Annotated in this window: 21 protein-coding genes; 10 read left to right on the top strand and 11 right to left on the bottom strand. The window is 63.8% G+C overall.

Features of this window, described 5'->3' with window-relative positions; all coding sequences use genetic code 11:
• Positions 1 to 2: 2 nt before the first annotated feature.
• From N430_RS04455 to N430_RS04470, 4 genes are all read right to left on the bottom strand, one after another.
• Complete coding sequence (locus N430_RS04455; RefSeq protein WP_110633303.1) at positions 3 to 395, bottom strand: DUF1090 domain-containing protein; 393 nt, start codon at positions 393 to 395, stop codon at positions 3 to 5.
• A 131-nt stretch (positions 396 to 526) separates the two neighbouring features.
• Positions 527 to 2,218, bottom strand: a complete 1,692-nt coding sequence (gene ligB, locus N430_RS04460) for an NAD-dependent DNA ligase LigB (RefSeq protein WP_110633306.1) — start codon at positions 2,216 to 2,218, stop codon at positions 527 to 529.
• A gap of 145 nt (positions 2,219 to 2,363) precedes the next feature.
• The gene (gene metK / locus N430_RS04465; RefSeq protein ID WP_103445962.1) at positions 2,364 to 3,554 is read right to left on the bottom strand and encodes a methionine adenosyltransferase; all 1,191 of its coding nucleotides are present in this window, start codon (positions 3,552 to 3,554) and stop codon (positions 2,364 to 2,366) included.
• A 19-nt stretch (positions 3,555 to 3,573) separates the two neighbouring features.
• A complete protein-coding gene (locus tag N430_RS04470) occupies positions 3,574 to 4,566 on the bottom strand; it encodes a metalloregulator ArsR/SmtB family transcription factor (RefSeq protein ID WP_110633309.1) in 993 nt (330 codons plus the stop codon).
• 226 nt (positions 4,567 to 4,792) lie between these two features.
• Between N430_RS04470 and tkt the strand changes: the two genes are divergently transcribed.
• The 9 genes from tkt to N430_RS04515 all read left to right on the top strand — a co-directional run bounded on the left by tkt (position 4,793) and on the right by N430_RS04515 (position 14,171).
• The gene (gene tkt, locus N430_RS04475) at positions 4,793 to 6,790 is read left to right on the top strand and encodes a transketolase (RefSeq protein WP_110633312.1); all 1,998 of its coding nucleotides are present in this window, start codon (positions 4,793 to 4,795) and stop codon (positions 6,788 to 6,790) included.
• Positions 6,791 to 6,944: 154 nt separating this feature from the next.
• Positions 6,945 to 8,006: an erythrose-4-phosphate dehydrogenase gene (gene epd / locus N430_RS04480; RefSeq protein WP_110633315.1), complete on the top strand. Its 1,062-nt coding sequence runs from the start codon at positions 6,945 to 6,947 to the stop codon at positions 8,004 to 8,006.
• Between the two features lie 12 nt (positions 8,007 to 8,018).
• Positions 8,019 to 9,182: a phosphoglycerate kinase gene (locus N430_RS04485; RefSeq protein ID WP_110633318.1), complete on the top strand. Its 1,164-nt coding sequence runs from the start codon at positions 8,019 to 8,021 to the stop codon at positions 9,180 to 9,182.
• Positions 9,183 to 9,214: 32 nt separating this feature from the next.
• The gene (locus N430_RS04490) at positions 9,215 to 9,433 is read left to right on the top strand and encodes a hypothetical protein (protein ID WP_110633789.1); all 219 of its coding nucleotides are present in this window, start codon (positions 9,215 to 9,217) and stop codon (positions 9,431 to 9,433) included.
• Positions 9,434 to 9,509: 76 nt separating this feature from the next.
• On the top strand, positions 9,510 to 9,839 hold the full coding sequence (locus tag N430_RS04495) for an MliC family protein (protein WP_110633321.1): 330 nt from the start codon (positions 9,510 to 9,512) through the stop codon (positions 9,837 to 9,839).
• 100 nt (positions 9,840 to 9,939) lie between these two features.
• Positions 9,940 to 11,004 carry a class II fructose-bisphosphate aldolase gene (gene fba, locus N430_RS04500; RefSeq protein ID WP_008093958.1) on the top strand — a complete coding sequence of 355 codons (1,065 nt, stop codon included), beginning with the start codon at positions 9,940 to 9,942 and terminating at the stop codon, positions 11,002 to 11,004.
• A 197-nt stretch (positions 11,005 to 11,201) separates the two neighbouring features.
• Positions 11,202 to 13,322: a bifunctional diguanylate cyclase/phosphodiesterase gene (locus N430_RS04505; RefSeq protein ID WP_110633324.1), complete on the top strand. Its 2,121-nt coding sequence runs from the start codon at positions 11,202 to 11,204 to the stop codon at positions 13,320 to 13,322.
• A gap of 39 nt (positions 13,323 to 13,361) precedes the next feature.
• Positions 13,362 to 13,862 (top strand): M48 family metallopeptidase, encoded by a 501-nt coding sequence (locus N430_RS04510; RefSeq protein ID WP_027920691.1) that lies wholly within the window; start codon positions 13,362 to 13,364, stop codon positions 13,860 to 13,862.
• 12 nt (positions 13,863 to 13,874) lie between these two features.
• Positions 13,875 to 14,171, top strand: coding sequence for a helix-turn-helix domain-containing protein (locus tag N430_RS04515; RefSeq protein WP_023378388.1), 297 nt, complete (start codon positions 13,875 to 13,877; stop codon positions 14,169 to 14,171).
• Here N430_RS04515 and N430_RS04520 read toward each other — a convergent pair.
• Entirely contained in the window at positions 14,146 to 14,619 is a 474-nt protein-coding gene (locus N430_RS04520) for a GNAT family N-acetyltransferase (RefSeq protein ID WP_110633327.1), read from the bottom strand. The two genes, N430_RS04515 and N430_RS04520, sit on opposite strands and share 26 nt — an antisense overlap.
• Before the next feature lie 166 nt (positions 14,620 to 14,785).
• Here N430_RS04520 and N430_RS04525 point away from each other — a divergent pair, with 166 nt between their 5' ends.
• Positions 14,786 to 15,523, top strand: coding sequence for an ABC transporter substrate-binding protein (locus N430_RS04525; protein WP_110633330.1), 738 nt, complete (start codon positions 14,786 to 14,788; stop codon positions 15,521 to 15,523).
• A 108-nt stretch (positions 15,524 to 15,631) separates the two neighbouring features.
• Here N430_RS04525 and yccS read toward each other — a convergent pair whose 3' ends face one another.
• The 6 genes from yccS to N430_RS04555 all read right to left on the bottom strand — a co-directional run bounded on the left by yccS (position 15,632) and on the right by N430_RS04555 (position 24,980).
• Complete coding sequence (gene yccS, locus N430_RS04530) at positions 15,632 to 17,815, bottom strand: YccS family putative transporter (protein ID WP_110633333.1); 2,184 nt, start codon at positions 17,813 to 17,815, stop codon at positions 15,632 to 15,634.
• Positions 17,816 to 17,898: 83 nt separating this feature from the next.
• Positions 17,899 to 19,080, bottom strand: coding sequence for an NAD(P)/FAD-dependent oxidoreductase (locus N430_RS04535; protein ID WP_110633336.1), 1,182 nt, complete (start codon positions 19,078 to 19,080; stop codon positions 17,899 to 17,901).
• 154 nt (positions 19,081 to 19,234) lie between these two features.
• A complete protein-coding gene (gene dbpA, locus N430_RS04540; protein WP_240349712.1) occupies positions 19,235 to 20,569 on the bottom strand; it encodes an ATP-dependent RNA helicase DbpA in 1,335 nt (444 codons plus the stop codon).
• A gap of 112 nt (positions 20,570 to 20,681) precedes the next feature.
• A complete protein-coding gene (gene mdtD, locus N430_RS04545; RefSeq protein ID WP_110633342.1) occupies positions 20,682 to 22,109 on the bottom strand; it encodes a multidrug transporter subunit MdtD in 1,428 nt (475 codons plus the stop codon).
• A gap of 109 nt (positions 22,110 to 22,218) precedes the next feature.
• Positions 22,219 to 23,538: a TldD/PmbA family protein gene (locus N430_RS04550; protein WP_110633344.1), complete on the bottom strand. Its 1,320-nt coding sequence runs from the start codon at positions 23,536 to 23,538 to the stop codon at positions 22,219 to 22,221.
• The gene (locus N430_RS04555; RefSeq protein ID WP_110633347.1) at positions 23,538 to 24,980 is read right to left on the bottom strand and encodes a TldD/PmbA family protein; all 1,443 of its coding nucleotides are present in this window, start codon (positions 24,978 to 24,980) and stop codon (positions 23,538 to 23,540) included. The genes N430_RS04550 and N430_RS04555 overlap by 1 nt, the downstream gene beginning before the upstream one ends.
• Positions 24,981 to 24,996: the final 16 nt, after the last annotated feature.

The following is a 24,996-nucleotide window of genomic DNA, read 5'->3' on the forward strand; positions in this document are numbered from 1 at the left end:
GATCAGCGGTCCAGGTCGTCCACGGCTTCCTGCAACTCTTTACGGGACTCGGCAAGCTTGTCCTTGCGCTTGTTGATCTTTTCCGCGTCGCCTTTTTTCTCGGCCTTCTTCAGGTCTTTCTCGCGCTGTGCCACTTCATGGCGGGCATCGAGCACTTTCTGCTCGCGCTCTTTGCGCAGGCTGGCGTCGGTGCAGTTGTCGACACCACGCAGTGCTTCCTCGAGCCCTGACACCTGATCGCTGTTGCCGTGGTCGCGGGCGATTTTCAGCTGGTTCTCGATGGCACTGCGCTTGGCGGCGCAACCGGTCAGGCCTTCTTCGGGTTGGGCGGCTTGGGCGACGCCGGCAGCGAGACCCAGCGTGGTCAGCAGTGCCAGGGTGGAAATCAATTTCATCAAAGCCTCCTTGAGGGGGCGGGGCAGCAAAAGATGGGGCAAATCCTGCCTTGCTTTTGACGATTTAGGAACCCTTGTTGGATATTTCTGGAACAATCCAGGCATATTCCTACAACAGTTTTTGTTAAAACTCATTGCCTCACACGGGTGGCAGCGGCAGGGAACCCCTGGATGCCGCTTTCGCTCAGCTGTTGAGCCAGGGCCTGCACGTGCTCAGCCGCAAAAAATGCTTGTAGTTGGCTGGCACGGATTGCGCCAATGCCGGGCAGGGCTTGCCATTCGGCGGCTGAGCGCCGGGCGAGGGTCGCCCAGTCGTCCTCGAGCGGCAAATTGCGTGGTATCGGCACGCCAAGACCTCTGATCCATTGGTCGAAAGGCCTGGCGCGCCCAGCCTCGAAGCTCCGTTGCAAGCGCCTGGCGCTGGTATCGCTGATGGCAGGCAACTGGGCCAGTCGCTCGGCGTCCAGCTCCAGCCAGTCGCTCAGCGACGTTACCAGCCCTGCCTGTACCAGCCGTCGCCAAGTGCCGGGCCCGGTGCCCGGCATGGCCAGGCCATGTTTGCCACTGAGCCAGGTGAGGCGAGCTATGAATTGCTCTTCGCAGTTTTCACCAGCTTGCCAGCAGGTCAAGGCGCCGTATTGATCCAGCGCAGGAACCGTCAAGTCTTGGCGCTCGGTGGCGCGGTGCACAATTTGTTCGAATCGCGGGATGGTCAACCCCGCCAGGCTGATGGCTACCTGGTCCCCCGGGCGAATATCGAGTGCCTGCCAGCGAGCCAGGGAGCCCAGGCTCACCTGGGTAACACGGCGGTCGTCGAGTTGTACCGGCTGCAGCTTCAGGACCGGTGTGATTCGGCCCGTGCGGCCTATGCGAAAGTGCACGTCACGTACTTCGCTCAACACCCGGGCAAAGGGATGCTTCCAGGCTGCAATCCAGTAAGGTGCATTGGTCTGCCAGCGTTCAGCGGCTGGCCGTGTGTTCTGGCGCAGGATCACGCCATCCGTGGCGAAGGGCAGGGCAGAGCGATACCAATGCTGGCGCCAGTGCGCAGCCTCGCCAGCGCTGTTGATGGCCACGCTGTAGCGCTGACTATCGGGAAACCCCAGTGCAGCCAGCTGAGCCACGCGCTCGCCCTGATCGCTTGGCCCTTGTGGCCAGTCCCAGACAAACAGCGCAATGCCAGCGCCTTGTTCACGGGCCAGTTGCTTGCGCGCCAGCAATCCCGCGACGGTGCCACGAGCATTGACGCTACCCTTGCGCGCTTGCACATGGTCATCCAGGCGCAGGTACAGCTCCCCTTGCAGAATCAGGTCCAGTGGCTTGGGCAACTGCCGGTTGATGCCGTCCAGAACCTCGATATGCCGGCTCCAGTCATGCCCCTGTTTGCCGTCGCCCCGACTGAGCAGCTGGACCAGCCTGCCTTGGCGATAGACCAGGGTCACCGCGACGCCATCGACCTTCGGTTGCAGCCAGACGCCTGTCTTGCCGGCCATCCATTGGCTGACGGCCTGTTCATTCGAGAGCTTGTCGACGCCAGTGTGGCGGATCGGGTGGGCAATCGGCCCGCGTGCGCTGGCCAGTGAATCCAGTTCGCTCTGCAGTGCGAAGCAGCTTTGCAGATGCAGCAGGCGTTGGCGGCTTTGGTCGTAGACCTCATCGGGCACCAGCGACTCGCCCAGGCGATGGTAGTGGTCATCCCATTGGCTGACCGCCTCGCGCAGGCGGGTGACTTCTGTGCGAGCCCGTTCGGCTGACCAGGTTGGGCAGTCAGCGGCTTGCGCGTTGAGCGATAGAAAGAGCAGGAACAGGAGCACGAACGGCATGGCCAGCATCCTTGCTTGGCGGAGGGGAAGCCTCAGCCTAGGCAACGGCAGCGAGCGTTGCGCCGCGCAGTTGTCAGCCGATATGTCACAAAAAAAGCCCCTGCCGATCACTCGGCAGGGGCTTTCATTTACCGCTGTAGGAGAATTACAGGCCGGCAGCGTCACGCAGCGCCTGGGCGCGGTCGGTGCGTTCCCAGGTGAAGGTGGTGAAGGTGTCGTCGCCGACAGTCTTCTGCTGTGGCTCACGGCCGAAGTGGCCGTAGGCTGCGGTTTCCTGGTACATCGGGTGCAGCAGGTCGAGCATCTTGGTGATGGCGTACGGGCGCAGGTCGAAGCACTCGCGTACGATCTGGATGATCTTGTCGTCGGAAACCTTGCCGGTGCCGAAGGTGTTGATCGAGATGGAGGTCGGCTGGGCCACGCCGATGGCGTAGGATACCTGGATCTCGCAACGCTCGGCCAGGCCGGCGGCAACGATGTTCTTGGCCACGTAGCGGCCGGCGTAGGCGGCGGAACGGTCGACCTTGGACGGGTCCTTGCCGGAGAACGCGCCACCACCGTGACGGGCCATGCCGCCGTAGGAGTCGACGATGATCTTGCGGCCGGTCAGGCCGCAGTCGCCCACCGGGCCACCGATGATGAAGTTGCCGGTCGGGTTGATGTGGAACTGGGTGCCTTTGTGCAGCAGTTCGGCCGGCAGGGTGTGCTTGACGATCAGCTCCATTACGGCTTCCTGCAGGTCTTTCAGCGAGACCTCAGGGTTGTGCTGGGTCGACAGCACCACCGCGTCGATACCGACGACCTTGCCGTTCTCGTAACGGCAGGTGACCTGCGACTTGGCATCCGGGCGCAGCCACGGCAGCAGGCCGGACTTGCGCGCTTCGGCCTGGCGCTCGACCAGACGGTGCGAGAAGCAGATCGGCGCTGGCATCAGCACGTCGGTTTCGTTGCTGGCGTAGCCGAACATCAGGCCCTGGTCGCCCGCGCCCTGGTCTTCCGGCTTGGAGCGGTCGACGCCCTGGGCGATGTCCACCGACTGTTTGCCGATGATGTTCATCACGGCGCAGGTGGCGCCGTCGAAGCCGACGTCGGAGCTGTTGTAGCCGATGTCGATGATGACCTTGCGCACCAGCTCTTCCAGGTCGACCCAGGCGGAGGTGGTGACTTCGCCGGCGATGATGGCGACACCGGTCTTGACCAGGGTTTCGCACGCTACGCGGGCGTACTTGTCCTGGGTGATGATGGCATCAAGGACCGCGTCCGAAATCTGGTCGGCGATCTTGTCCGGATGCCCTTCGGACACGGACTCGGAGGTGAAAAGGGAGTATTCGCTCATCTCGACGGGTTCCTAAAATTTACCGATGGTGAGTGTCGCCAGCCGTCCGCTGAAAATGGCGGACCTGGATCTGGAAACCGTTACGCAAGCCCACATAGAGGCTGTCCCCGGGGGCCAGCCCGGCTGCTGTGGCCCAACGGGCCAGGTCGTCCTGTTCGAAGCCGAGCCAGAGGTCGCCGCAGGCTTCCCGCGCCCAACCCTGGTCATGGCTGCACAGTTCGGTGACCAGCAGGCTGCCGCCTGCCTTCACCCGTTTGGCCAGCTGGCGCAGGGCCAGGGCCGGGTCGCTGAAATGGTGCAGGACCATGTTCAGCACAACGCAGTCGGCTTCCACATCCGTTGCACCCAGTGCATCGGCCAACTGCAGGTTTACATTACCCAGGCGTTCGCGTTCGCAAACCTGGCGCGCCAGCTCGAGCATGGTCGGGCTGTTGTCCAGGGCCGTGACCTGGGCAAAGCGCCGTGCCAGGTCTGGCAGGAAACCGCCATCGCCGGGGCCGACTTCCAGGGCGCTGGCAGTCGGCGCGAAGTTCAGCTTGTCGAGCAGCGCCAACAGGCTTTCGCGGTACTGTGGCAAACCGGCGATGAGGTCTTGCTGGGCACGGAATTTTTCTTCCACACGCAGGAAGAAGTCCTGGCTGGTGGCGGCGCGGCGTTGCTGCACCTGGGCGATACGGGCCTGGACACTTTCCGGCAAGGTCAGGTCGTCGACCTCATCGAGCAGGGCCATGTGCAGGCGCCCGCCGAAGCGCTGGCCGTCGGGCAGGGCACGACGGTAGAAAATCGCATTGCCTTCGCGCCGCGTGGCTACCAGTTCGGCCTGGGCCAGTACCTTGAGGTGGTGGCTCATGCCCGACTGGCCGACGTCGAAGATCTGCGCCAGTTCCAGCACGCCAAACGAATCACTGGCCAGGGCGCGCAATACGTTCAGGCGCAGCTCATCGCCACTGGCCTTGCACAGGGCGGCCAGTGTGTCGCTTTGCTGAGGGATCGGTTGCGCACGGAGGTTCATGGGGCGGCAGTCTAGACAGGCAGGGCTGCCCCCGCAAGGTCAATATCAAAAAGTTTTGATATTGACTGATGGGCGGGAGGCCCTGGCGGTTTTTTCGCCGTTATGGAGGCCAATCACAGGAAAATCCCCCAACTGCGACCATCCGTCATTGCCCCCGGCCCCCGCAGTGGGCGAAAATGGCCGCCTTTTTCGTGACACCACCTATTCAAGCCCCAGGAGATAAGCGATGCCCAGCCGTCGTGAACGTGCCAACGCCATTCGTGCCCTCAGCATGGATGCCGTGCAAAAGGCCAACAGCGGCCACCCAGGTGCCCCTATGGGCATGGCGGATATCGCCGAAGTGCTTTGGCGCGACTACATGAAGCACAACCCGAGCAACCCGAAGTTCGCTGACCGTGACCGCTTCGTGCTGTCCAACGGCCACGGCTCGATGCTCATCTACTCGCTGCTGCACCTGACTGGCTACGATGTCACCATTGATGACATCAAAGGCTTCCGCCAGCTGCACAGCCGTACCCCGGGCCACCCGGAATACGGCTACACCCCAGGTGTCGAGACCACCACCGGCCCGCTCGGCCAAGGCATTGCCAACGCCGTGGGCTTCGCCCTGGCCGAGAAAGTGCTGGCCGCCCAGTTCAACCGTGACGGCCACAACATCGTCGACCACAACACCTATGTGTTCCTCGGCGACGGCTGCATGATGGAAGGCATTTCCCATGAAGTCGCCTCGCTGGCCGGCACCCTGGGCCTGAACAAGCTGATCGCCTTCTACGACGACAATGGCATTTCCATCGACGGCGAAGTGCACGGCTGGTTCACTGACAACACCCCGGCGCGCTTCGAAGCCTACAACTGGCAGGTCATCCGTAACGTCAACGGCCACGATGCCGACGAAATCAAGATGGCCATCGAGACCGCGCGCAAGAGCGACCGTCCGACCCTGATCTGCTGCAAGACCATCATCGGTTTCGGTTCGCCGAACAAGCAGGGCAAGGAAGACTGCCACGGCGCACCGCTGGGCAACGACGAAATCGCCCTGGCCCGCAAGGAACTGAACTGGAACCACGGCCCGTTCGAGATCCCGGCCGACATCTACGCCGAGTGGGATGCCAAGGCTGCCGGTGCCAAGGCCGAAGCCGACTGGAACCAGCGTTTCGACGCCTACGCCAAGGCCTACCCAGAGCTGGCTGCCGAGTTCAAGCGCCGTGACAGCGGCGAGCTGCCGGCCGACTTCAGCGAGAAGGCACAGGCCTACATCAATGAAGTAGCCGCCAAAGGCGAAACCATCGCCAGCCGCAAGGCCAGCCAGAATGCGCTCAACGCCTTCGGCCCGATGCTGCCTGAGTTCCTCGGCGGTTCGGCTGACCTGGCCGGCTCCAACCTGACCCTGTGGAAGGGCTGCAAGGGCGTCGAAGCCAACGATGCCAACGGCAACTACGTGTTCTACGGCGTGCGTGAGTTCGGCATGACCGCCATCATGAACGGCGTTGCCCTGCACGGTGGCCTGGTACCTTACGGCGCAACCTTCCTGATGTTCATGGAATACGCCCGCAATGCCGTGCGCATGTCGGCGCTGATGAAGCAGCGTGTGATCCACGTCTACACCCACGACTCCATCGGCCTGGGCGAAGACGGCCCGACTCACCAGCCGATCGAGCAGCTGACCAGCCTGCGCAGCACGCCGAATCTGGACACCTGGCGCCCAGCCGACGCGGTCGAGTCGGCCGTGTCCTGGAAAAACGCCCTGGAGCGCAAGGACGGCCCGTCGGCGCTGATCTTCTCGCGCCAGAACCTGCAGCACCAGGCGCGCGACGCCCAGCAGATCGCCGACATCAGCCGCGGCGGCTACGTGCTCAAGGACTGCGCTGGCGAGCCTGAGCTGATCCTGATCGCTACCGGTTCGGAAGTGGGCCTGGCTGTTCAGGCTCAGGCCAAGCTGACCGAGCAGGGCCGCAAGGTGCGCGTGGTTTCCATGCCTTGCACCAGCGTGTTCGATGCCCAGGACGCTGCCTACAAGCAGTCGGTACTGCCGGTCGAAGTCGCTGCGCGCATCGCCATCGAAGCTGCCCACGCGGACTTCTGGTACAAGTACGTCGGCCTGGAAGGTCGTGTCATCGGCATGACCACCTACGGTGAGTCGGCCCCGGCCGCTGCACTGTTCGAGGAATTCGGCTTCACCCTGGAAAACATCCTGGGCACCGCCGAAGAGCTGCTGGAAGACTGATGTAAAGATCTGCGGGCGGTGTCGCCCCTGATTCGCGGGCAAGCCCGCTCCCACAGAGGTTGCAGATGACCCTGTGGGAGCGGGCTTGCCCGCGAATAGGGGCGACACTCAATGCCGCAGGCTGATGACAATAAAACTGTCTCGTGAGCACCGAATGTCCCACCCGCGTCCCTACAAAGTTGCACTCAACGGTTACGGCCGCATCGGCCGCTGTGTCCTGCGCGCACTGTTCGAGCGGGGGGCAAAGGCCGGTTTCGAGATCGTTGCGCTGAACGACCTGGCCGACCAGGCCAGCATCGAATACCTGACACGCTTCGACTCCACCCACGGGCGATTCCCCGGCGAGGTGAAAGTCGACGGCGACTGTCTGCATATCAATGGCGACTGCGTGAAAGTCATGCGCAGCGCCACCCCTGAAGGCATCGACTGGGCCGCCCTGGGTGTCGACCTGGTGCTGGAGTGCTCCGGCGTCTACCACACCCGTGCCGATGGCCAGCGTTTCCTCGATGCCGGTGCACCGCGCGTATTGTTTTCGCAGCCCATGGCCAGCGAGGCCGATGTCGACGCCACCGTGGTCTATGGCATCAACCAGGATTGCCTGACGGGTAACGAGCGCCTGGTGTCCAACGCCTCCTGCACCACCAACTGCGGCGTACCGCTGCTGCGCGTGCTGGACCAGGCGTTCGGCATCGAGTACGTGCAGATCACCACCATCCACTCGGCGATGAACGACCAGCCGGTGATCGACGCCTATCACCACGAAGACCTGCGCCGCACGCGCTCGGCCTTCCAGTCGGTGATCCCGGTGTCCACGGGCCTGGCGCGCGGCATCGAACGCCTGCTTCCGGAACTTGCCGGGCGAATCCAGGCCAAAGCGGTACGCGTGCCGACCGTCAACGTCTCGTGCCTGGACATCACCCTGCAGACCGCCCGCGACACCAGCGCGGCCGAGGTCAACCGGGTGCTGCGCGAGGCGGCGCAGAGCGGCCCGCTCAAAGGCTTGCTGGCCTATACCGAGCTGCCTCACGCCAGCTGTGATTTCAACCATGACCCGCATTCGGCCATCGTCGATGCCAGCCAGACCCGCGTCTCAGGCCCACGCCTGGTGAACCTGCTGGCTTGGTTCGACAACGAATGGGGGTTCGCCAACCGTATGCTCGACGTTGCCGAACATTATCTGCACGTCGTCCACCCAACCCGCAGCAAACAGCCCTGAAGGACTGCATTCATGACCGTGTTGAAGATGACCGACCTCGACCTGCAAGGTAAGCGCGTACTGATCCGCGAAGACCTCAACGTACCTGTGAAGGACGGTGTGGTAACCAGCGATGCGCGTATCCTGGCAGCGCTGCCGACCATCAAGCTGGCCCTGGAAAAGGGTGCGGCGGTAATGGTCTGCTCGCACCTGGGCCGCCCGACCGAAGGCGAGTTCTCTGCCGAGAACAGCCTCAAGCCGGTTGCCGACTACCTGAGCAAGGCCCTGGGCCGCGAAGTGCCGCTGGTTGCCGATTACCTGGGCGGTGTTCAGGTCAACGCCGGTGACCTGGTGCTGTTCGAGAACGTGCGCTTCAACAAGGGCGAGAAGAAGAACGCCGACGAACTGGCGCAGCAGTACGCTGCCCTGTGCGACGTATTCGTCATGGACGCTTTCGGCACCGCCCACCGCGCCGAAGGCTCCACCCATGGCGTCGCCAAGTTCGCCAAGGTCGCTGCCGCTGGCCCGCTGCTGGCTGCCGAGCTGGACGCACTGGGCAAGGCCCTGAAAGCCCCGGCCAAGCCGATGGCTGCCATCGTCGCCGGCTCCAAGGTATCGACCAAGCTGGACGTGCTGAACAGCCTGAGCAGCGTCTGCGACCAGCTGATCGTTGGTGGCGGCATCGCCAACACCTTCCTGGCTGCTGCCGGCCACCCGGTTGGCAAGTCGCTGTACGAGCCTGACCTGGTCGACACCGCCAAGGCCATTGCTGCCAAGGTCAGCGTGCCGCTGCCGGTCGACGTCGTGGTTGCCAAGGCGTTCGCCGAAGACGCCGAAGCCACCGTCAAGGCCATCGCCGACGTAGCCGCCGATGACATGATCCTGGACATCGGCCCGCAGACCGCTGCCAACTTCGCCGAGCTGCTGAAGTCGTCGAAAACCATCCTGTGGAACGGCCCGGTCGGCGTGTTCGAGTTCGACCAGTTCGGCAACGGCACCAAGGTGCTGGCCAAGGCCATCGCTGAAAGCGCTGCGTTCTCCATCGCCGGTGGTGGCGATACCCTGGCGGCCATCGACAAATATGGCGTCAGCAAGGATATCTCCTACATTTCTACCGGTGGCGGTGCCTTCCTCGAGTTCGTCGAAGGTAAAGTGTTGCCAGCCGTGGCGATCCTGGAAGAGCGGGCAAAAGCCTGACAATGGCGGCGCCTGGCAAAGGGAGTGGCCTGATGGTCAAGCAATTGCCTGTGATGATCCTCGCCGGCCTGCTGGGCGCCTGCTCCAGCAGCCCGTCTTCGGATGCCGACCCGGCGCAGCCGCCCAAGGGCGGTTGCTACCAGTCCGAGTGGCAAGCCGAGACTGTGCCGGTCATCAGCAAGCGCGTAGGCCCGCAAGGCCTGGAAAAGTACGACGAAGAACACCAGCACCAGGCGCCGGGTTGCCCTTGAAGAGAACGACGGAATCAAGCGTTTCGTCGGGGCAGGCAACCAAGCGACCGCTGTGTGGTCATCTAGAGGATATGTAATGAAAGCGCTGCTGGCCTCGATGGCCCTGGCGACACTGGCAGGATGCTCGCTGATGCAGCCTGCACCGTCCGCCCCGGCGGACAACTGGACCCGCTGGGTTTGTGACACCCAAGCCGAAGTGCTGTGGCGCTTCGCTGATGCACAACGGGACCAAGTTGATGTGCGCCTCGGCGGCGGAGACCAGGTCTATCGGCTCAAGGCCGAGCCGGGCGCCTCTGGCGCGCTGTACAGCGATGGCGTGCTGGCCTTCCACACCAAGGGCGAAGAAGGCCTGGTGTACTGGGTGGCAACCAACGATCTGATTGGGCGGGGCTGCAAGGCACCGTGACTGGCCGGGCCGCACAGGCGGCCCACACTACTTGAACAGCAACCGCCCCTGCGGCAGGCTTGCACGAAACAAACGACGCTTGTCGGGAGAGAGATACACAATGGCACTCATTAGCATGCGCCAGATGCTGGACCACGCCGCCGAGTTCGGTTACGGCGTTCCGGCTTTCAACGTCAACAACCTCGAGCAGATGCGCGCCATCATGGAAGCGGCCGACAAGACCGACTCCCCGGTGATCGTCCAGGCTTCGGCCGGTGCCCGCAAATACGCCGGTGCCCCGTTCCTGCGCCACCTGATCCTGGCCGCCATCGAAGAATTCCCGCACATCCCGGTGTGCATGCACCAGGACCACGGCACCAGCCCTGACGTCTGCCAGCGCTCGATCCAGCTGGGCTTCAGCTCGGTGATGATGGACGGCTCGCTGGGTGAAGACGGCAAGACCCCGACCGACTACGAGTACAACGTCCGCGTTACCCAGCAGACCGTGGCCATGGCCCACGCCTGCGGCGTTTCGGTGGAAGGCGAGCTGGGCTGCCTGGGTTCGCTGGAAACCGGCATGGCCGGTGAAGAAGACGGCATCGGTGCCGAAGGCGTGCTGGACCACAGCCAGATGCTGACCGACCCGGAAGAAGCCGCCGACTTCGTCAAGAAGACCCAGGTCGACGCCCTGGCCATCGCCATCGGCACCAGCCACGGTGCCTACAAGTTCACCAAGCCGCCTACCGGTGACGTGCTGGCCATCGACCGCATCAAGGAAATCCACAAGCGCATCCCTAACACCCACCTGGTGATGCACGGTTCTTCCTCAGTACCGCAAGAGTGGCTGGCGATCATCAACCAGTACGGCGGTGACATCAAAGAGACCTACGGCGTACCGGTCGAAGAGATCGTCGAAGGCATCAAGCACGGCGTGCGCAAGGTCAACATCGACACCGACCTGCGCCTGGCGTCCACCGGTGCCATGCGCCGCCTGATGGCCCAGAACCCGAGCGAGTTCGACCCGCGCAAGTTCTTCGGTGAAACCGTCAAAGCCATGCGTGACGTGTGCATCGCCCGTTACGAAGCATTCGGTACTGCCGGCAATGCCTCGAAGATCAAGCCGATCTCCCTGGAAGGCATGTTCCAGCGCTACCTGAAGGGTGAACTGGCCGCCAAGGTCAACTGATCCACAGGTGTACCAAGAAAACCCGCAGCGATGCGGGTTTTTTTATGCGTCGAAAATGCTGCAAGACGACCGTTAGTCGGCTACCGTGAAACTTATCCACTGATAGCGATCTGATTGCATTGCTTGTCGCAACTGCAGGTCTAGAGTATTAATCGGATCCAATAGCAAGTCGAAGTCGGTCAAACAAGAGAAGCAGCATGGATGGCGCTTACCCTCAACCACTGGATGGCCAATCGGTTCTCCTGGTGGTAGACGATTACCCGGAAAACCTCATCAGCATGCGGGCCTTGCTGGCACGCAACGATTGGCAAGTGTTGACGGCAAGCTCAGGGATGGAAGCCTTGGGTACCTTGCTCGAACACGAGGTCGATCTGGTCCTGCTCGATGTGCAGATGCCCGAAATGGACGGCTTCGAGGTCGCCCGCCTGATGCGCGGCAGCCAGCGAACCCGGCTGACCCCGATCATCTTCCTTACCGCCAACGAGCAGTCCGATGCCGCCGTGCTCAAGGGCTATGCCAGCGGTGCGGTGGATTACCTGTTCAAACCGTTCGATCCACAGATTCTCAAGCCCAAGGTGCAGGCGCAGCTGGACCAGCAGCGCAACCGGCGCATGCTGCAGCGACTGACCCGTGAGCTGGAGGCCGCCAGGGCGTTCAACGCCTCGATCCTGGAAAATGCCGCCGAAGGCATCCTGGTGGTCGAAGCCGAGGGTGTCATCAGCTTTGCCAACCCGGCAATCTCGCGATTGATGCATACCCCGGTCGAACAACTGCAGGGTGTCCACCTGCTCGATCTGCTGCAATTGGCCAACGCCACCCTGTGGAGCGAATCCGAATTCCACAGCGCCTATCTCTCACGGCAGATCGTGCGGGTCCATGACGCCCACCTGCGCATTCCGGGTGGTCAGCTGGTGCCCGTGGCACTGTCGTGCGCGCCGCTGCCGGCGGAGCAGCAGGCGATGGTGGTCACGGTGCTGGACATGTCGGTGGAGCGCAATCTGCACCAGCAGCTCGAATACCAGGCGGTGACTGACCCCTTGACCGGCCTGCTCAACCGCCGCGGTTTCTACCAGGCCGCCGAAGGCGCTTTACTGCGCGGCGAGCGCTCGAACAAGACCCAGGCCCTGATGTACATGGACCTCGATGGCTTCAAGCGGATCAACGATTCGCTGGGCCATGAGGCCGGCGACCGGGTGTTGCGCTGGGTCGCCGAGCAGATCAAGGACTGCCTGGGTAGCGAGGCGCTGCTGGCACGCATGGGCGGTGACGAATTCACGGCGCTGTTCGACGGCCTGCCTTACCCCGAGCAAGCCGGGCGCCATGCCGAGAAGCTGCTCGAACGGGTGTCGATCCAGCAGCAGGTGGAGGGGATGGATGTGTGCCTGGGGGTCAGCATCGGCATCGCCACCTACCCCGACTGCGGCGGCAATGTAGAAGGGCTGCTGCGCGCCGCCGATACCGCGATGTATGCGGCCAAGCAGGCCGGTCGCCAGCAGTATCGCTTCTATGATCAGGAACTCAATGGTCGCGCCCGCTCGCGGCTGATGCTGGAAGACAGCGTGCGCAATGCCGTCGATGCCCAGGATTTCAACCTCGTGTATCAACCCCAGGTGGCCTTTGCCGATGGCCAGCTACGCGGTTTCGAGGCCCTGCTGCGCTGGCAGCACCCCAGCGTCGGCGATGTGCCGCCCGGGCTGTTCATACCCTTGCTGGAAGAGGCTCGGTTGATCAACCGCCTGGCCAGCTGGATCTACCGCCAGGGTGCCGCCCAGCGCCAGGCCTGGTGCCAGCGCTTCGCACCGGAACTGGTGCTGGGTATCAGCCTGAGCCGTGCACAGTTCTCCATGCCCAGCCTGGTCGATGAACTGCAGCGGGTGATCCAGGATTACCAGCTCGACCCGGCGCAACTGGAGGTCGAGGTGGCCGAGACCTCGCTGATGTACAACATCGACACGGCGATCAAGCAGATTCACCGCCTGCGCGAGCTAGGTGTGCGCGTGGCGCTGGACGACTTCGGTGCAGGCGACTGTTCGCTGCGCATGTTGCGCGACTTGCCCATCGACACGTTGAAGCTGGACCGCCATTTGGTGGCGCGCCTGCCGGACTCGGCGGCGGATGCCGCGCTGGTGCGCAGTGTCATCGGCTTGTGCGCGGATTACCGCATCACCGTGATCGCTGAGGGGGTTGAAACAGAGGCCCAAGCTGCGTGGCTGAAGGCAAACGGTTGCGCTTACGTCCAGGGTTTTCTGGTCGCGCACCCGATGACGGCGACTGATGCCACGGGCTTCCCGGCGATTTTTCCCTGGCTGCGGCCGTGATTGGCTAGAATCGGCATTCGTTACGCCGAATGCCGTGCCATGACCGTATTACGCTATTTGCAAGCCTACCCACCGCACCTGCAGGAGCAGGTGCGGCAGATGATCGACAGCGACCGCCTGGGCGAGTACCTGCAGCGCCGCTATCCCGGCCGCCATGACGTGCAGAGCGACAAGGCGCTGTATGGCTATGCCCAGGACCTGCGCCAGCAATACCTGCGCAGCGCGCCAAACCTGGACAAGGTGCTGTTCGACAATCGCCTGGACCTGACCCATCGGGCCTTGGGGCTCAATACCGCGGTTTCGCGGGTGCAGGGCGGCAAGCTCAAGGCGAAGAAGGAAATCCGCATTGCCTCGCTGTTCAAGGAGGCGGCGCCGGAGTTCCTGCGCATGATCGTGGTGCACGAACTGGCGCACTTGCGCGAGCGCGATCACAACAAGGCGTTCTACCAGCTCTGCCAGCACATGGAGCCGGCTTACCACCAACTGGAATTCGACCTGCGCGTCTACCTGACCTACCGGGAGTTGCCAGGCAACCTGTAAGGATCACGCAGCATGGATGTGAGCAAGACCAAGAGCAGTTTCTACCGTCGCCTGTACGTGGCCTGGCTGATCGACAGCCAGACCGCCACCAGCGTGCCGGCACTGATGGAGGCCACCGGCATGCCACGGCGTACGGCGCAGGACACCATCGCCGCACTTGCCGACCTGGACATCGTCTGCGAGTTTGAGCAGCAGGAAGGCGCACGCAACCATGCCGGGCATTATCGCATCCATGACTGGGGGGCGATCGACAAGCAGTGGATCATCCAGCACCTGCGGCAGATCAGGGAAGTACTGGGCTATCCATGACCTTGCGCATGCCGATATGCGGGATGTCATCCTCAAGGTATTGCTCACCCACCACTGCAAAGCCGTGCCGGGCATAGAACCCTTGCAGGTGCGCCTGCGCCGACAGATAGACCGGCGTCCCGTGCCAGCAGTGTTCGGCCGCTTCCAGCCCTTTCATCAGCAGTGGATGACCGAGTTTCAGGTCGCGCACCTCGGGTGAAGTCACCACCCTCCCGATGACCACATCGCCGCCCTGCGACTGCGGATCGAGCAGGCGCAGGTAGGCGACCAGCTTGTCGTCCTGCCAGCCCATCAAGTGCAGGGTGTCACCCGTCAGGTCCTGGCCATCGACTTCCTGGTAGGCACAGCATTGCTCGACCACGAACACGGCGGTACGTAGTTGCAGGATGGCGTACAGCTCATGCTTGTCGAGGTCGGAGTGATGCTTGCAAAGCCAGTGGATGGACATGGGGTAACTCCTGATAGGGATGGCTGATCATCGCAAATTTTCAAAGCTCGGCCAAAATAGAGGCTAAATGACATTATTGGCCGCTGCCCCAGGCAACGGCTTTGTGTAATCTCATCTGCGAATCGCCTTCCACAGCGTGTGCCTCCCACTGCAAAAGGACTCCTGCATGCGGCCACTGCTTTGCGCGTTAGGCTTGCTGGGTGTGTTCCTGGCAGCGCCTGCACTTGGCCAGGACAGGCTGCGGCTGGTGGCCGACAATTGGCCGCCGTTCACCGACAGCGCCATGCCAGGTGGCGGCTTGGCCACCAGCCTGGTCACCACGGCGCTGGCCCGCGCCGGTTATGCCAGCGGCTACGAGGAAGTGCCTTGGGCGCGGGCGTTGATGGGCATCGGCGAAGGGCGCTACGACGTGCTGATCAGCGCCTGGTACAACGACGCGCGCAAACAGATCGGGCAGTTTTCAAAAGGCTACCTGAGTAACCGCATTCGCCTGCTCAAGCGCAAGGGCGACACGTTCCGCTACAAAAATCAGGGCGACCTCTATCCCTACAGCATCGCGGTGGTGCGCGACTACGCCTATTCACCGGCGTTCGATGGCGATACCCGCTTGCACAAGGTGCAGGTGCGCAACTTCTCGACTGCCGTGCGCATGCTGGCAGCCGGCAGAGTGAACCTGGCCGTGGAAGATGAATACGTGGCGCGCTACAACCTGCAGCGCGAGCCACAGGATGTGCGCGAGGGTGTGACGTTGGAGGAGCCGCTGCTGGCAGAGAACAGCCTGCATATTCTGGTGAGCCTGAAGCACCCCGACCACCAGCAGATCGTTGAGCGCTTCGAACAAGCCATCGCCACGATGAAGGCCGATGGCAGCTATGCACGGCTGATGCGGCAGCATGGCTTTTGATCTCTATCGCCTGTGCTGGCCTTTTCGCGGGACAAGCCCGCTCCTACAGGGGTACGCGATTCCTTGTAGGAGCGGGCTTGTCCCGCGAAAGGGCCAGCACAGGCGAACTCAGGCCGCTGGAGCCTCTTTGATCAGGTGAGCTGCCAAGGTTCGCAATGGCCCCAGCTGCCGGCAGATCAGCGCCAACTGTGTTTGCACCAACCGCTGGTGCTCATCCAGCTCTTCCGGCATCTGCTCCAGGGCATCGGCCAGCGCCTCTTCGGCATCACTGTGAATCGCCACCGGCAGCTGCGCCGCCAGGCCATTGGCAATCTCGTCCAGGCTATTGGCCAGGCTTTGCCCGGCGCCATCGATCAACTGCTCCTGCACCTCTGCCGGCAAGGCCGTATCGCGGTGCGCACCTAACCCTGACAGGTAGCTGAGCAAAGTGTGCGACAGCACCAGGAAGCGGAAGCCGACGTCGGCCTCCTTACGGAAATGCCCCGGCTCCATCAGCATGTTGGCCAGTGTGGTCGACAGCGCCGCATCGGCGTTGTGGGCGTTGCGCCGGGCCAGGCGGTAGGCGAGGTCATCACGCTTGCCGTGGGCGTATTGCTGCATGATCTGGCGCAGGTACACGCTGGCGCAGGCCAGGGTGTTGCCCAGCGCCTTGTTCAGGCGCCGGCCCTGCCAGTCGGGCAGGAACAGGAACACCGCGAGGATGGCGATCAGGCTGCCGACCAGGGTATCGAACAGGCGCGGCAGGAACAGCCCATAGCCATCGCCGATCTGGTTGAAGCAGAACAGCACCATCAGCGTGATCGCTGCGGTGGCCAGGGTGTAGCGGGTGGTGCGGTTGACGAAGAACACCACGCCCGCAGCCACGGCGAACAGCGACTGGATGACCGGGTTGGGGAACAGGTCGAACAGCGCCCAGCCGACGGTCAGGCCGATCGCAGTGCCGAAGATCCGCTGCACCAGCTTGCGCCGGGTGGCGCCATAGTTGGGCTGGCAGACGAACAGTGTGGTGAGGATGATCCAGTAGCCCTGGGTCGGGTGGATCAGGTGCACCATGCCGTAACCGATCGACAGCGCCAGCGGCAGGCGCAGGGCGTGACGGAACAGCAGTGAGGTCGGCGTCAGCTGGGTGCGCAGGCGCGTCCACACGTCCTTGAGGTTGCGAGGTGAGCGGTCGAGCAGGCTGCTGTCGCTGGCGTCGGCCAGGCTGTCGGGGTTGCTGGCAGCGCTGAGCAGGCGGTCGAGGGTCGCCAGGTTGGCGGCCAGGGCGCGCAGCGAACGCAGCAGGCCGCGCCAGGCCGGGTTGCTCTGGATACGCAGGTGTTCAAGCGAGGCGTTGAGGTCTTCCAGGGCTTCGGCGAAACCGGACGCCAGCACGAAAGGCTGACGCAGGCGGATCGAGCGGGCCAGTTCCTGGCAGGAGGCCCCCTGTTTGCGCAGCAGGCGTTGGCAGCGGAACATCACATCGCTGTGGAAGAACGCCTCGTTCAGGGCGTTGTAGGGGTAGTGCGAGGCACTGACCCGTTCGTGGATGTCTTGGGCCAGAAAGTACAGCTTGAGGTAGCGGCTGACTTTGGCGTTCGGCTGGCTGTTACCGACCCGGTGCAGGATGATTTCCTTGGCCGCGTTGAGCGCCGCCACCACCTTGCCGTTCTGCCGCGCCAGCTCCAGGCGCTGGGCCTCGACATCGAGGTTGCGGATCGGCTCGAACAGGCTGGCCTTGAGCTTGAGGTAGCTGCCGAGTTCGAAGAACAGCTTGGCCAGGCTCTGCTGCACCGGCTGGTTGGAAAACAGCGCCTGCCACAGCACCGAAAGCAGGCCGTACCAGGCAGCGCCGGCCACCAGCAGCATCGGTTCGTGCCAGAAGTCGGTGACCAGGCCGCCTCGCTGGTCCACGCCGATCATGGTGTACACCGAAGTGATCAGCGTCGCCGAGGCAATCGCGCCATAGCGCTCGCCCAGGGCGCCGAGCATGGTCAGGCCGAACGCGGCCAGCGCCAGGGCGATGGCGAAGATCCACGGGTAGGGGAACAGCAGCTCGACCGCCAGTGCGGCGATGGCAAAGCAGGTGAGGGTAACGGCGAGGGCGCTGAGGCGGCCCTGCCAGCTGTCATCGGTCTCGGCCAGGGCACTGGCGATGATGCCGAGGAACAGAGGAATCAGCAGCGCCATCTCGTTCTGGTACCAGCACAGGGCCAGGCTGCCGGTGAGGGCGATGGTAACCCGGATGCTGTAGCTGAACTTGTCTTGGCCCCACAGGCGACGCAGTGACTGACGGAACGAACTCGATGACATGATGGCCTGCTAGGCAGTGATCGAATGAATGCATTGCAGCACGGCCAGCAAGAAGCGTTCCGTGCTGCTGAATGGATTCTACTCTACACGAACTGCGCAGCGGCGTTGGCAGATGCCCAGGCCCACTGGAAGTTGAAACCACCCAGATGGCCAGTGACGTCGAGCACTTCGCCAATGAAGTACAGGCCGGGGCTTTTCAGCGATTCCATGGTCTTGGACGACACTTCGCGGGTGTCCACGCCACCGAGGGTCACTTCCGCAGTGCGGTAGCCCTCGGTACCGGCCGGCACCACCTGCCAGTTCGCCAGTTTTTCGGCGATCTGTGCCAGTTCCGCCGGGGTGTACTGTTTCATCGGCTTGGACTCGAACCACTGCTCGGCCAGCAGGTTGGCAAGCTTGCGGGTGAACACCTCGCCCAGCACGGTCTTCAGTTCGGCGTTGGCACGCTCCGCTTGCATCTGTTGCAGCCAGCTCAGCGCGTCGCGGTCGGGCAGCAGGTTGATCTCCACCGTGTCGCCGGCTTCCCAGAACGACGAGATCTGCAGGATCGCCGGGCCGCTCAGGCCGCGGTGGGTGAACAGCAGGTTCTCGCGGAAACTGGTGCCGTTGCAGCTGGCCGTGCAGTCCAGCGAAGTACCCGACAGTTCGGTGCACAGTGCCTTTAGTTGGGGCTCGGTGATGGTGAACGGCACCAGCCCGGCGCGTGTCGGCAGCAGGGTGTGGCCGAACTGGCGGGCCACCTGGTAACCGAAGCCGGTGGCGCCCAGGGTCGGAATCGACAGGCCTCCGGTGGCAATCACCAGCGACTGGCAGGCGAACTGGCCGCCGCTGGTCTGCAGCAGGTAGCCACTTTCGGTCTTCTCGATGTGTTCGATGCTGGTGTGCATGCGGATTTCAGCGCCCGCGTCTTCACATTCGGCCAGCAGCATGTCGAGGATGTCGCTGGCCTTGTTGTCGCAGAACAGCTGCCCGAGCTTCTTCTCGTGGTACGCAACGCCGTGCTTGCTCACCAGTTCGATGAAGTCCCACTGGGTGTAGCGGGCCAGGGCCGACTTGCAGAAGTGCGCGTTGTGCGAGAGGAAGTTGGCCGGCTCGGTGTACATGTTGGTGAAGTTGCAGCGCCCGCCGCCGGACATGAGGATCTTCTTGCCGGGCTTGTTGGCGTGGTCGAGCAGCAGCACCCGCCGGCCACGGCGGGCGCTGAGCTGGGCGCACATCAGGCCGGCGGCGCCGGCGCCGAGGATGATCACATCGGTGGAGTGCACGGTTTTACCTCTTCAGAATTGCCGGGGCTGCTTTGCAGCCTTTCGCGACACAAGGCCGCTCCCACAAGGGATTGCACAAGATCTGAAATTTGCGCAATACCCTGTGGGAGCGGCCTTGTGTCGCGAAAGGGCCGCAACGCGGCCCCAAAATAGGTCAGACGATACGGACTTTCAGGGACCGGCCCTTGATCTTGCCGCTGTTCAGGCGCTGCATGGCCTGCTTGGCCAATGGCCGCTCCACAGCCACAAAGGCCTGGAAGTCGAAGATGGCGATCTTGCCCACCTGCTTGCCCGGGATCCCGGCATCGCCGGTCAGCGCACCCAGGATGTCGCCCGGACGCAGCTTGTCCTTGCGCCCGGCTGCGATGCACAGCGTGCTCATCAGTGGCAGCAGCGGCTCGCCCTTGTTCTTCAGGCTGTCCAGCTGGTCCCAGCGCAGCGGGCTTTTCTGCAGGTCTTCGATGGCCTGGGCACGGTGGCCTTCGGCTGGCGCCACCAGGCTGACTGCAACACCTTTCTCACCGGCACGGCCGGTACGGCCCACGCGGTGTACGTGAATCTCGGCATCACGCGCCAGCTCGACGTTGATGACCATGTCCAGGCCGTCGATATCCAGGCCGCGGGCCGCCACGTCAGTGGCCACCAGTACCGAGCTGCTGCGGTTGGCGAACATGGTCAGCACCTGGTCGCGGTCACGCTGCTCCAGGTCGCCGTGCAGGGCCTGGGCGACGATGCCCTTGGCGGTCAGGTGGGCAACCACGTCCTCGCACTGCTGCTTGGTGAAGCAGAACGCCACGCACGATTGCGGGCGATAGTGGCCAAGCACACGGGTGACGGCTTCCAGACGTTGCTGCGGGTCGATCTCGATGAAACGCTGCTCGATCTGGTTGTCGGCGTGCAGGCTTTCGACCTTGACCTGCTGCGGCTTGCGCATGAAGTCGGCGGCCAGCTGCTCGATGCCAGCCGGGTAGGTGGCCGAGAACAGCAGGGTCTGACGACGCGAAGGGGTCTTGCCGATGATGCTGGCGATGGCATCGAAGAAACCCATGTCGAGCATGCGGTCGGCTTCGTCCAGCACCAGTGTGTTCAGGCCGTCGAGCACCAGGGTGCCCTTGTCCAGATGCTGCTGGATGCGCCCCGGAGTGCCGACGATGATGTGAGCACCGTGCTCCAGCGAGGCGATCTGCGGGCCCAGCGACACGCCGCCGCAGAGGGTGAGGATCTTGATGTTGTCCTCGGCCCGGGCCAGGCGGCGCAGCTCCTTGGCCACCTGGTCGGCCAGCTCGCGGGTCGGGCACAGCACCAGCGCCTGGCAGCCGAAGTAGCGCGGGTTGATCGGGTTGAGCAGGCCGATGCCGAAGGCGGCGGTCTTGCCACTGCCGGTCTTGGCCTGGGCGATCAGGTCCTGGCCGCGCAGGATGACGGGCAGGCTCTGGGCCTGAATCGGCGTCATCGAGGCGTAGCCGAGGGCGTCCAGGTTGGCCAGCATGGCGGTGGACAGCGGCAAGGTGGCAAAGGCGGTGGATTCGGTGGTCACGAGGCGGGCCTGCGGTGCGAAGCGAAAAATGCCGCACAGTCTACCAGCCTCATGGCCATTCGCCCTACGACTCCATGTGTTGTTCCGGACGACGGGCACGCCTTCCGTCCGTCGGCGACAGTTGCAGGAAGATCGCCGCCGCCAGCATGGCCATCACGCCGATGGTGACGAAGGTCAGCTGGAACGCGCCCAGGGTGGTCTCCACGCCCTCGGCGCTACCTGCCGCGGTGAAACCGCCGAGCAAGGCACCGGCGCAGGCCACGCCGAGGCTCAGCGACAGCTGCGCGACCACTGACAGCAGGCTGTTGCCGCTGCTGGCGCTGGCGTCGTCGAGGTCGATCAGGGTCACCGTGTTCATCGCCGTGAACTGCATCGAGTTGACCGCGCCAAGCAGGGCCAGTTGCACCAGCAGCAGGGCATACGGCGTCTGCTCGTCGACCAGGCCCAGGCTGGCCAGCAGGATGCCCAGCAGCAAAGTGTTGCCGGTCAGCACGATGCGATAGCCCAGCCGCTCGATCAAGGGTCGGGCGACGGACTTGGCGAGCATCGCCGAGGCGGCCAGCGGAATCATGCTCATGCCGGCCTGGGCCGGCGAATAGCCCAATGCTACCTGCAACAGCAGCGGCACCAGGAACGGCAAGGCACCGCTGCCCAGCCGCGAGAACAGGTTGCCGAGGATGCCGATGGCGAAGGTACGCACGCGGAACAGGCTCGGCGAGAACAGCGGCTCCGGGTCGCGCCCGGCGCGCAGCCAGTAGGCCGCCAGGCAGGCCATGCCGGCGAACAGCAGCAACATCACCCGCAGGTGCGGCAGGTGAAGCTCGCCCAGGCCTTCCATGGCAATGGTGATCAGCACCATCGCCGCGCCGAACAGGATGAAGCCAGGCGTGTCGAAGCGGGTGCGTTCAGCGCCGCGCAGGTCGGGGATGAACTTCCAGACTGCGTAGCAGCCGACCAGGCCAACGGGCAGATTGAGCAGGAAGATCCAGTGCCAGCTGAGGATCTCCACCAGCCAGCCGCCCAGGGTCGGGCCCAGCAGCGGGCCGAGCAGGCCGGGGATGGTGATGAAGCTCATGATCCGCACCAGCTCGGTGCGTGGGTAGGCGCGCAGCACCACCAGGCGCCCGACCGGCAGCATCAGTGCGCCGCCCAGGCCCTGCACGACGCGGGCGAAGATCAGGAAACCGAGGCTGTTGGCCATGGCACACAACAGCGAGCCGAAGCTGAACAGCAGGATGGCGCTGAAGAAGATGCGCTTGGTGCCGAAGCGGTCGGCGATCCAGCCGGAGGCGGGGATCAGCAAGGCCACGGTAAGCATGTAGGCGATGATCACGCCCTGCATGCGCAGTGGGTCTTCGGCCAGCGAGCGGGCCATGGCCGGCAGGGCGGTGTTGAGGATGGTGCCGTCCAGGGACTGCATGAAGAAGGCGATGGCCACTACCCAAGGGATCCAGCGGGCGGTGACAGGGTCCAGCGGTGCGCGTTCAGGCATGACTTCCTCGTTTGTCAGTGCCGGCCTCTTCGCGGCTAAAGCCGCTCCCACAAGGGTTATGCGACTTCTGTGGGAGCGGCTTTAGCCGCGAAGAGGCCGGCAAGTCCCATCACAATGTCAGGGTCAGCCCTTTGACCAGCGCCCCCGGCAAATGGCTCGACCCGGTGCTGCGTTGCCCATAGGTGCTGGTCGACAAGATCATCTCGCGCTCCTGGGTCAGGTCCTCCAGCTGGCTGCCCAGCAGGCTGTACAGGCTGTCATCGAAACGCATGGTGCTCACCGGCCCCTGGATCTCGCCGTTCTCCACCCAAAAGGTGGCGAAACGGGTCAGCCCGGTCATGCGTGCCGCTGGCAGGTCAGAGTAGTTCAGGTACCACAGGTTGCTGATGTACAGCCCGGTTCCGAGCCGCTCAAGGATCTGCTCGCTGGGCAAGTTGCCCGGCGCCAGGCTCAGCGCGCACGGCGACTCGTAGCTGTCGGCGCCATTGGCCCGCAACTCGAATTCCGCTGCGCTGCGGGCACTGACCAGCCGCTGCATTGCATTACCCTGCTGAATGAGTGGCACGTCCAGGCGCGGTGAGCCCTCGTCGGAGAATGCCGGGCTCAGCGAGCCGCTGACCTGTTCGCTGAAGCTCACCAGCGGGTGCAGTCGCGCATCGCCGCTGTACAGGCGCTGCAGCGCGCTGTTGCCGGTGGCCAGGGCCTGTGCGGAAAAACCACCCCAGCAAAGCATGCCGGCGATCTCGTCCATGGCCGCTGGTGCCAGGTAAGCGCGGTAGCTGCCGGGCTTGAGGGTCACTGCCGGGCGACCGAGGAAACCCAGCTGTTGCCGAGCCAGGCGCAGGCGGGCGGTGAAGTCGTCGGCGCTCCAGAGTTGGCCGGCATAGTTGGCCTTCACCGCCTCGCCGTTTTCGTGGAACAGGCTCCAGTCGACGTTGAAACTGTTGGCCTGGTGCCAGCCAATCGCCCCGAACGAGCTGGCGAAGCCGCGGCAGATCGGGCCGGCGGCGTAGATGCCGACCAGGTCCAGGTCGCCGGTCTCGCGTTCGAGCAGGGCCAGCACTTCGTTCAGCGCAGGTAACGGCTGCTCCTGCTGGCTAAGGCTGTGCCATGCGCTTTCGTCCAGGCTCAGATACGGGTCGACGGCCAGCAATGGCAGGGTCTGGCGCAACTGCTCCAAGGCTGTAAGCAAGCGTTGCTGGTCAAGTTGCGCGTCGCCACTCAGGGTCACCTGCTGTTCCGCCTGGCGGCCATCGCGGATCAACCGCAGTTGCGCGCTGGCCTGGCTTACCTCGCCAGCCTGGCGCACCTTGGCGTGGTTGAAACGCACGAATTGCGACTGCTCTGCACTGTAACCGAGAGTGAAGTGCTCGTCGGCCTTCAGGGCCTGGCGCACATCCGCGATCAGGGCTTCGAAAATGTGTTTCATCAGGCGTCTCCTCCGAAAACGTCGATCTGGCGGAACACGCAGGCGGGCGAAGCATGCCCGACCCGCACCACCTGGTTGGGCTCGCCCTTGCCGCAGTTGGGTGTACCCAGAACCTGGAAGGTGCTGCGGTCGCCGACCGCCGCAAGGTTGCGCCAGAACTGTGCGGAGATGCCGCGGTAGTTGGGGTTCTTGACGATGCCCTTGAGCTCGCCGTTTTCGATCAGTTGGCCCCATTCGCAGCCGAACTGGAACTTGTTGCGCGCATCGTCGATGGACCAGGAACGGTTGGTGCGCATCAGGATGCCGTGCTCGATGCCCTGGATCAGCTGGTCGAGGGACTGGTCGCCCGGCTCGATATTGAGGTTGGCCATGCGGTCGATCGGCGCGCGGTTCCAGCCGCAGGCACGGCTGTTGGCAACGCCGTCCAGGCCAGAGCGGAACTGCGACAGCGCGCCGCCCAGCGGGCGTAGCAGCAGGCCATCGCGGATCAGGAACTGCTTGCTGGCTTCTGTGCCGTCGTCATCAAAGCTGTAGCTGGCCAGTTCTTCGCCGATGGTTGGGTCGAAGGTCACATTGAGCAATTCGGAGCCGTACCGCAGGTGGCCGAAGTCGCTGGCTTTGACGAAGCTGGTACCAGCGTAGTTGCGCTCGTCGCCGAGGATGCGGTCCATCTCCAGCGGGTGGCCGATGGATTCGTGAATCTGCAGCATCATCTGGTCGGGCATCAGCAGCAGGTCGCGTGCGCCGCTGGGGGTGTTCGGCGCCAGCAGCAGTTGCAGTGCCTGATCGGCGACCTGGTGGGCAGCGCCGACCAGGCCACAGCGCTCGACGATTTCGAAGCCGCCTTGCTGGCCGAAGTTGTCACGGCCCAGGCTGCGGCTCTGGCTGTCCTGGCCGTCGCTGGCGGTGACACTCAGGCCTGGGAACAGGAAACGCTGGGCATGGCGCAGTTCGGCGCCAGCCGAGTTCAGGTAGGTCTGCTCGACCAGGCTCAGGCCCAGGCTGGCCTGCCAGTCCACCAGGCGGCTGTCTTTGGGCACGCTGGCTGATTCGGCGGCGAGCAGGCCAAGGCAGTCGGCCAGGCTCGGTACCGGCTGGTCGAAGTTGGGTGAGATGTGGTCGTGGCGAGCGCTGGTCGCCGGCTGCTCGCTCAGGTCGAGCAAGCTGTACGGAGCGATCTGTCGCGCCAGTGCCTCGGCCTGTTCCAGTGCCCGTTGCAGGCCGGCCTGTGACAGGTCGGCGGTGGCCGCGTACGCTTCCACGCCATTGACCCGCACCGTAAGCATGGCGCCCTCGTCGTGGCTGAAGACGGGCGGCTCAGCCACATTGCGGCGAACCGAAAGCGCCTGGTGCGACTGTTTCACATGGCGCAGGGAAAACAACTCGGCCGTACTGCGCAGCGCAGCAAAGCGCTGGCGCAGCAGGGCGCTGGAATCAAACATCTGGAAGCCTCCGTTT

Origin of the sequence: Pseudomonas sp. CC120222-01a (assembly GCF_003097235.1) — a bacterium.
In the GTDB taxonomy this organism is placed as follows: Bacteria; Pseudomonadota; Gammaproteobacteria; order Pseudomonadales; family Pseudomonadaceae; genus Aquipseudomonas.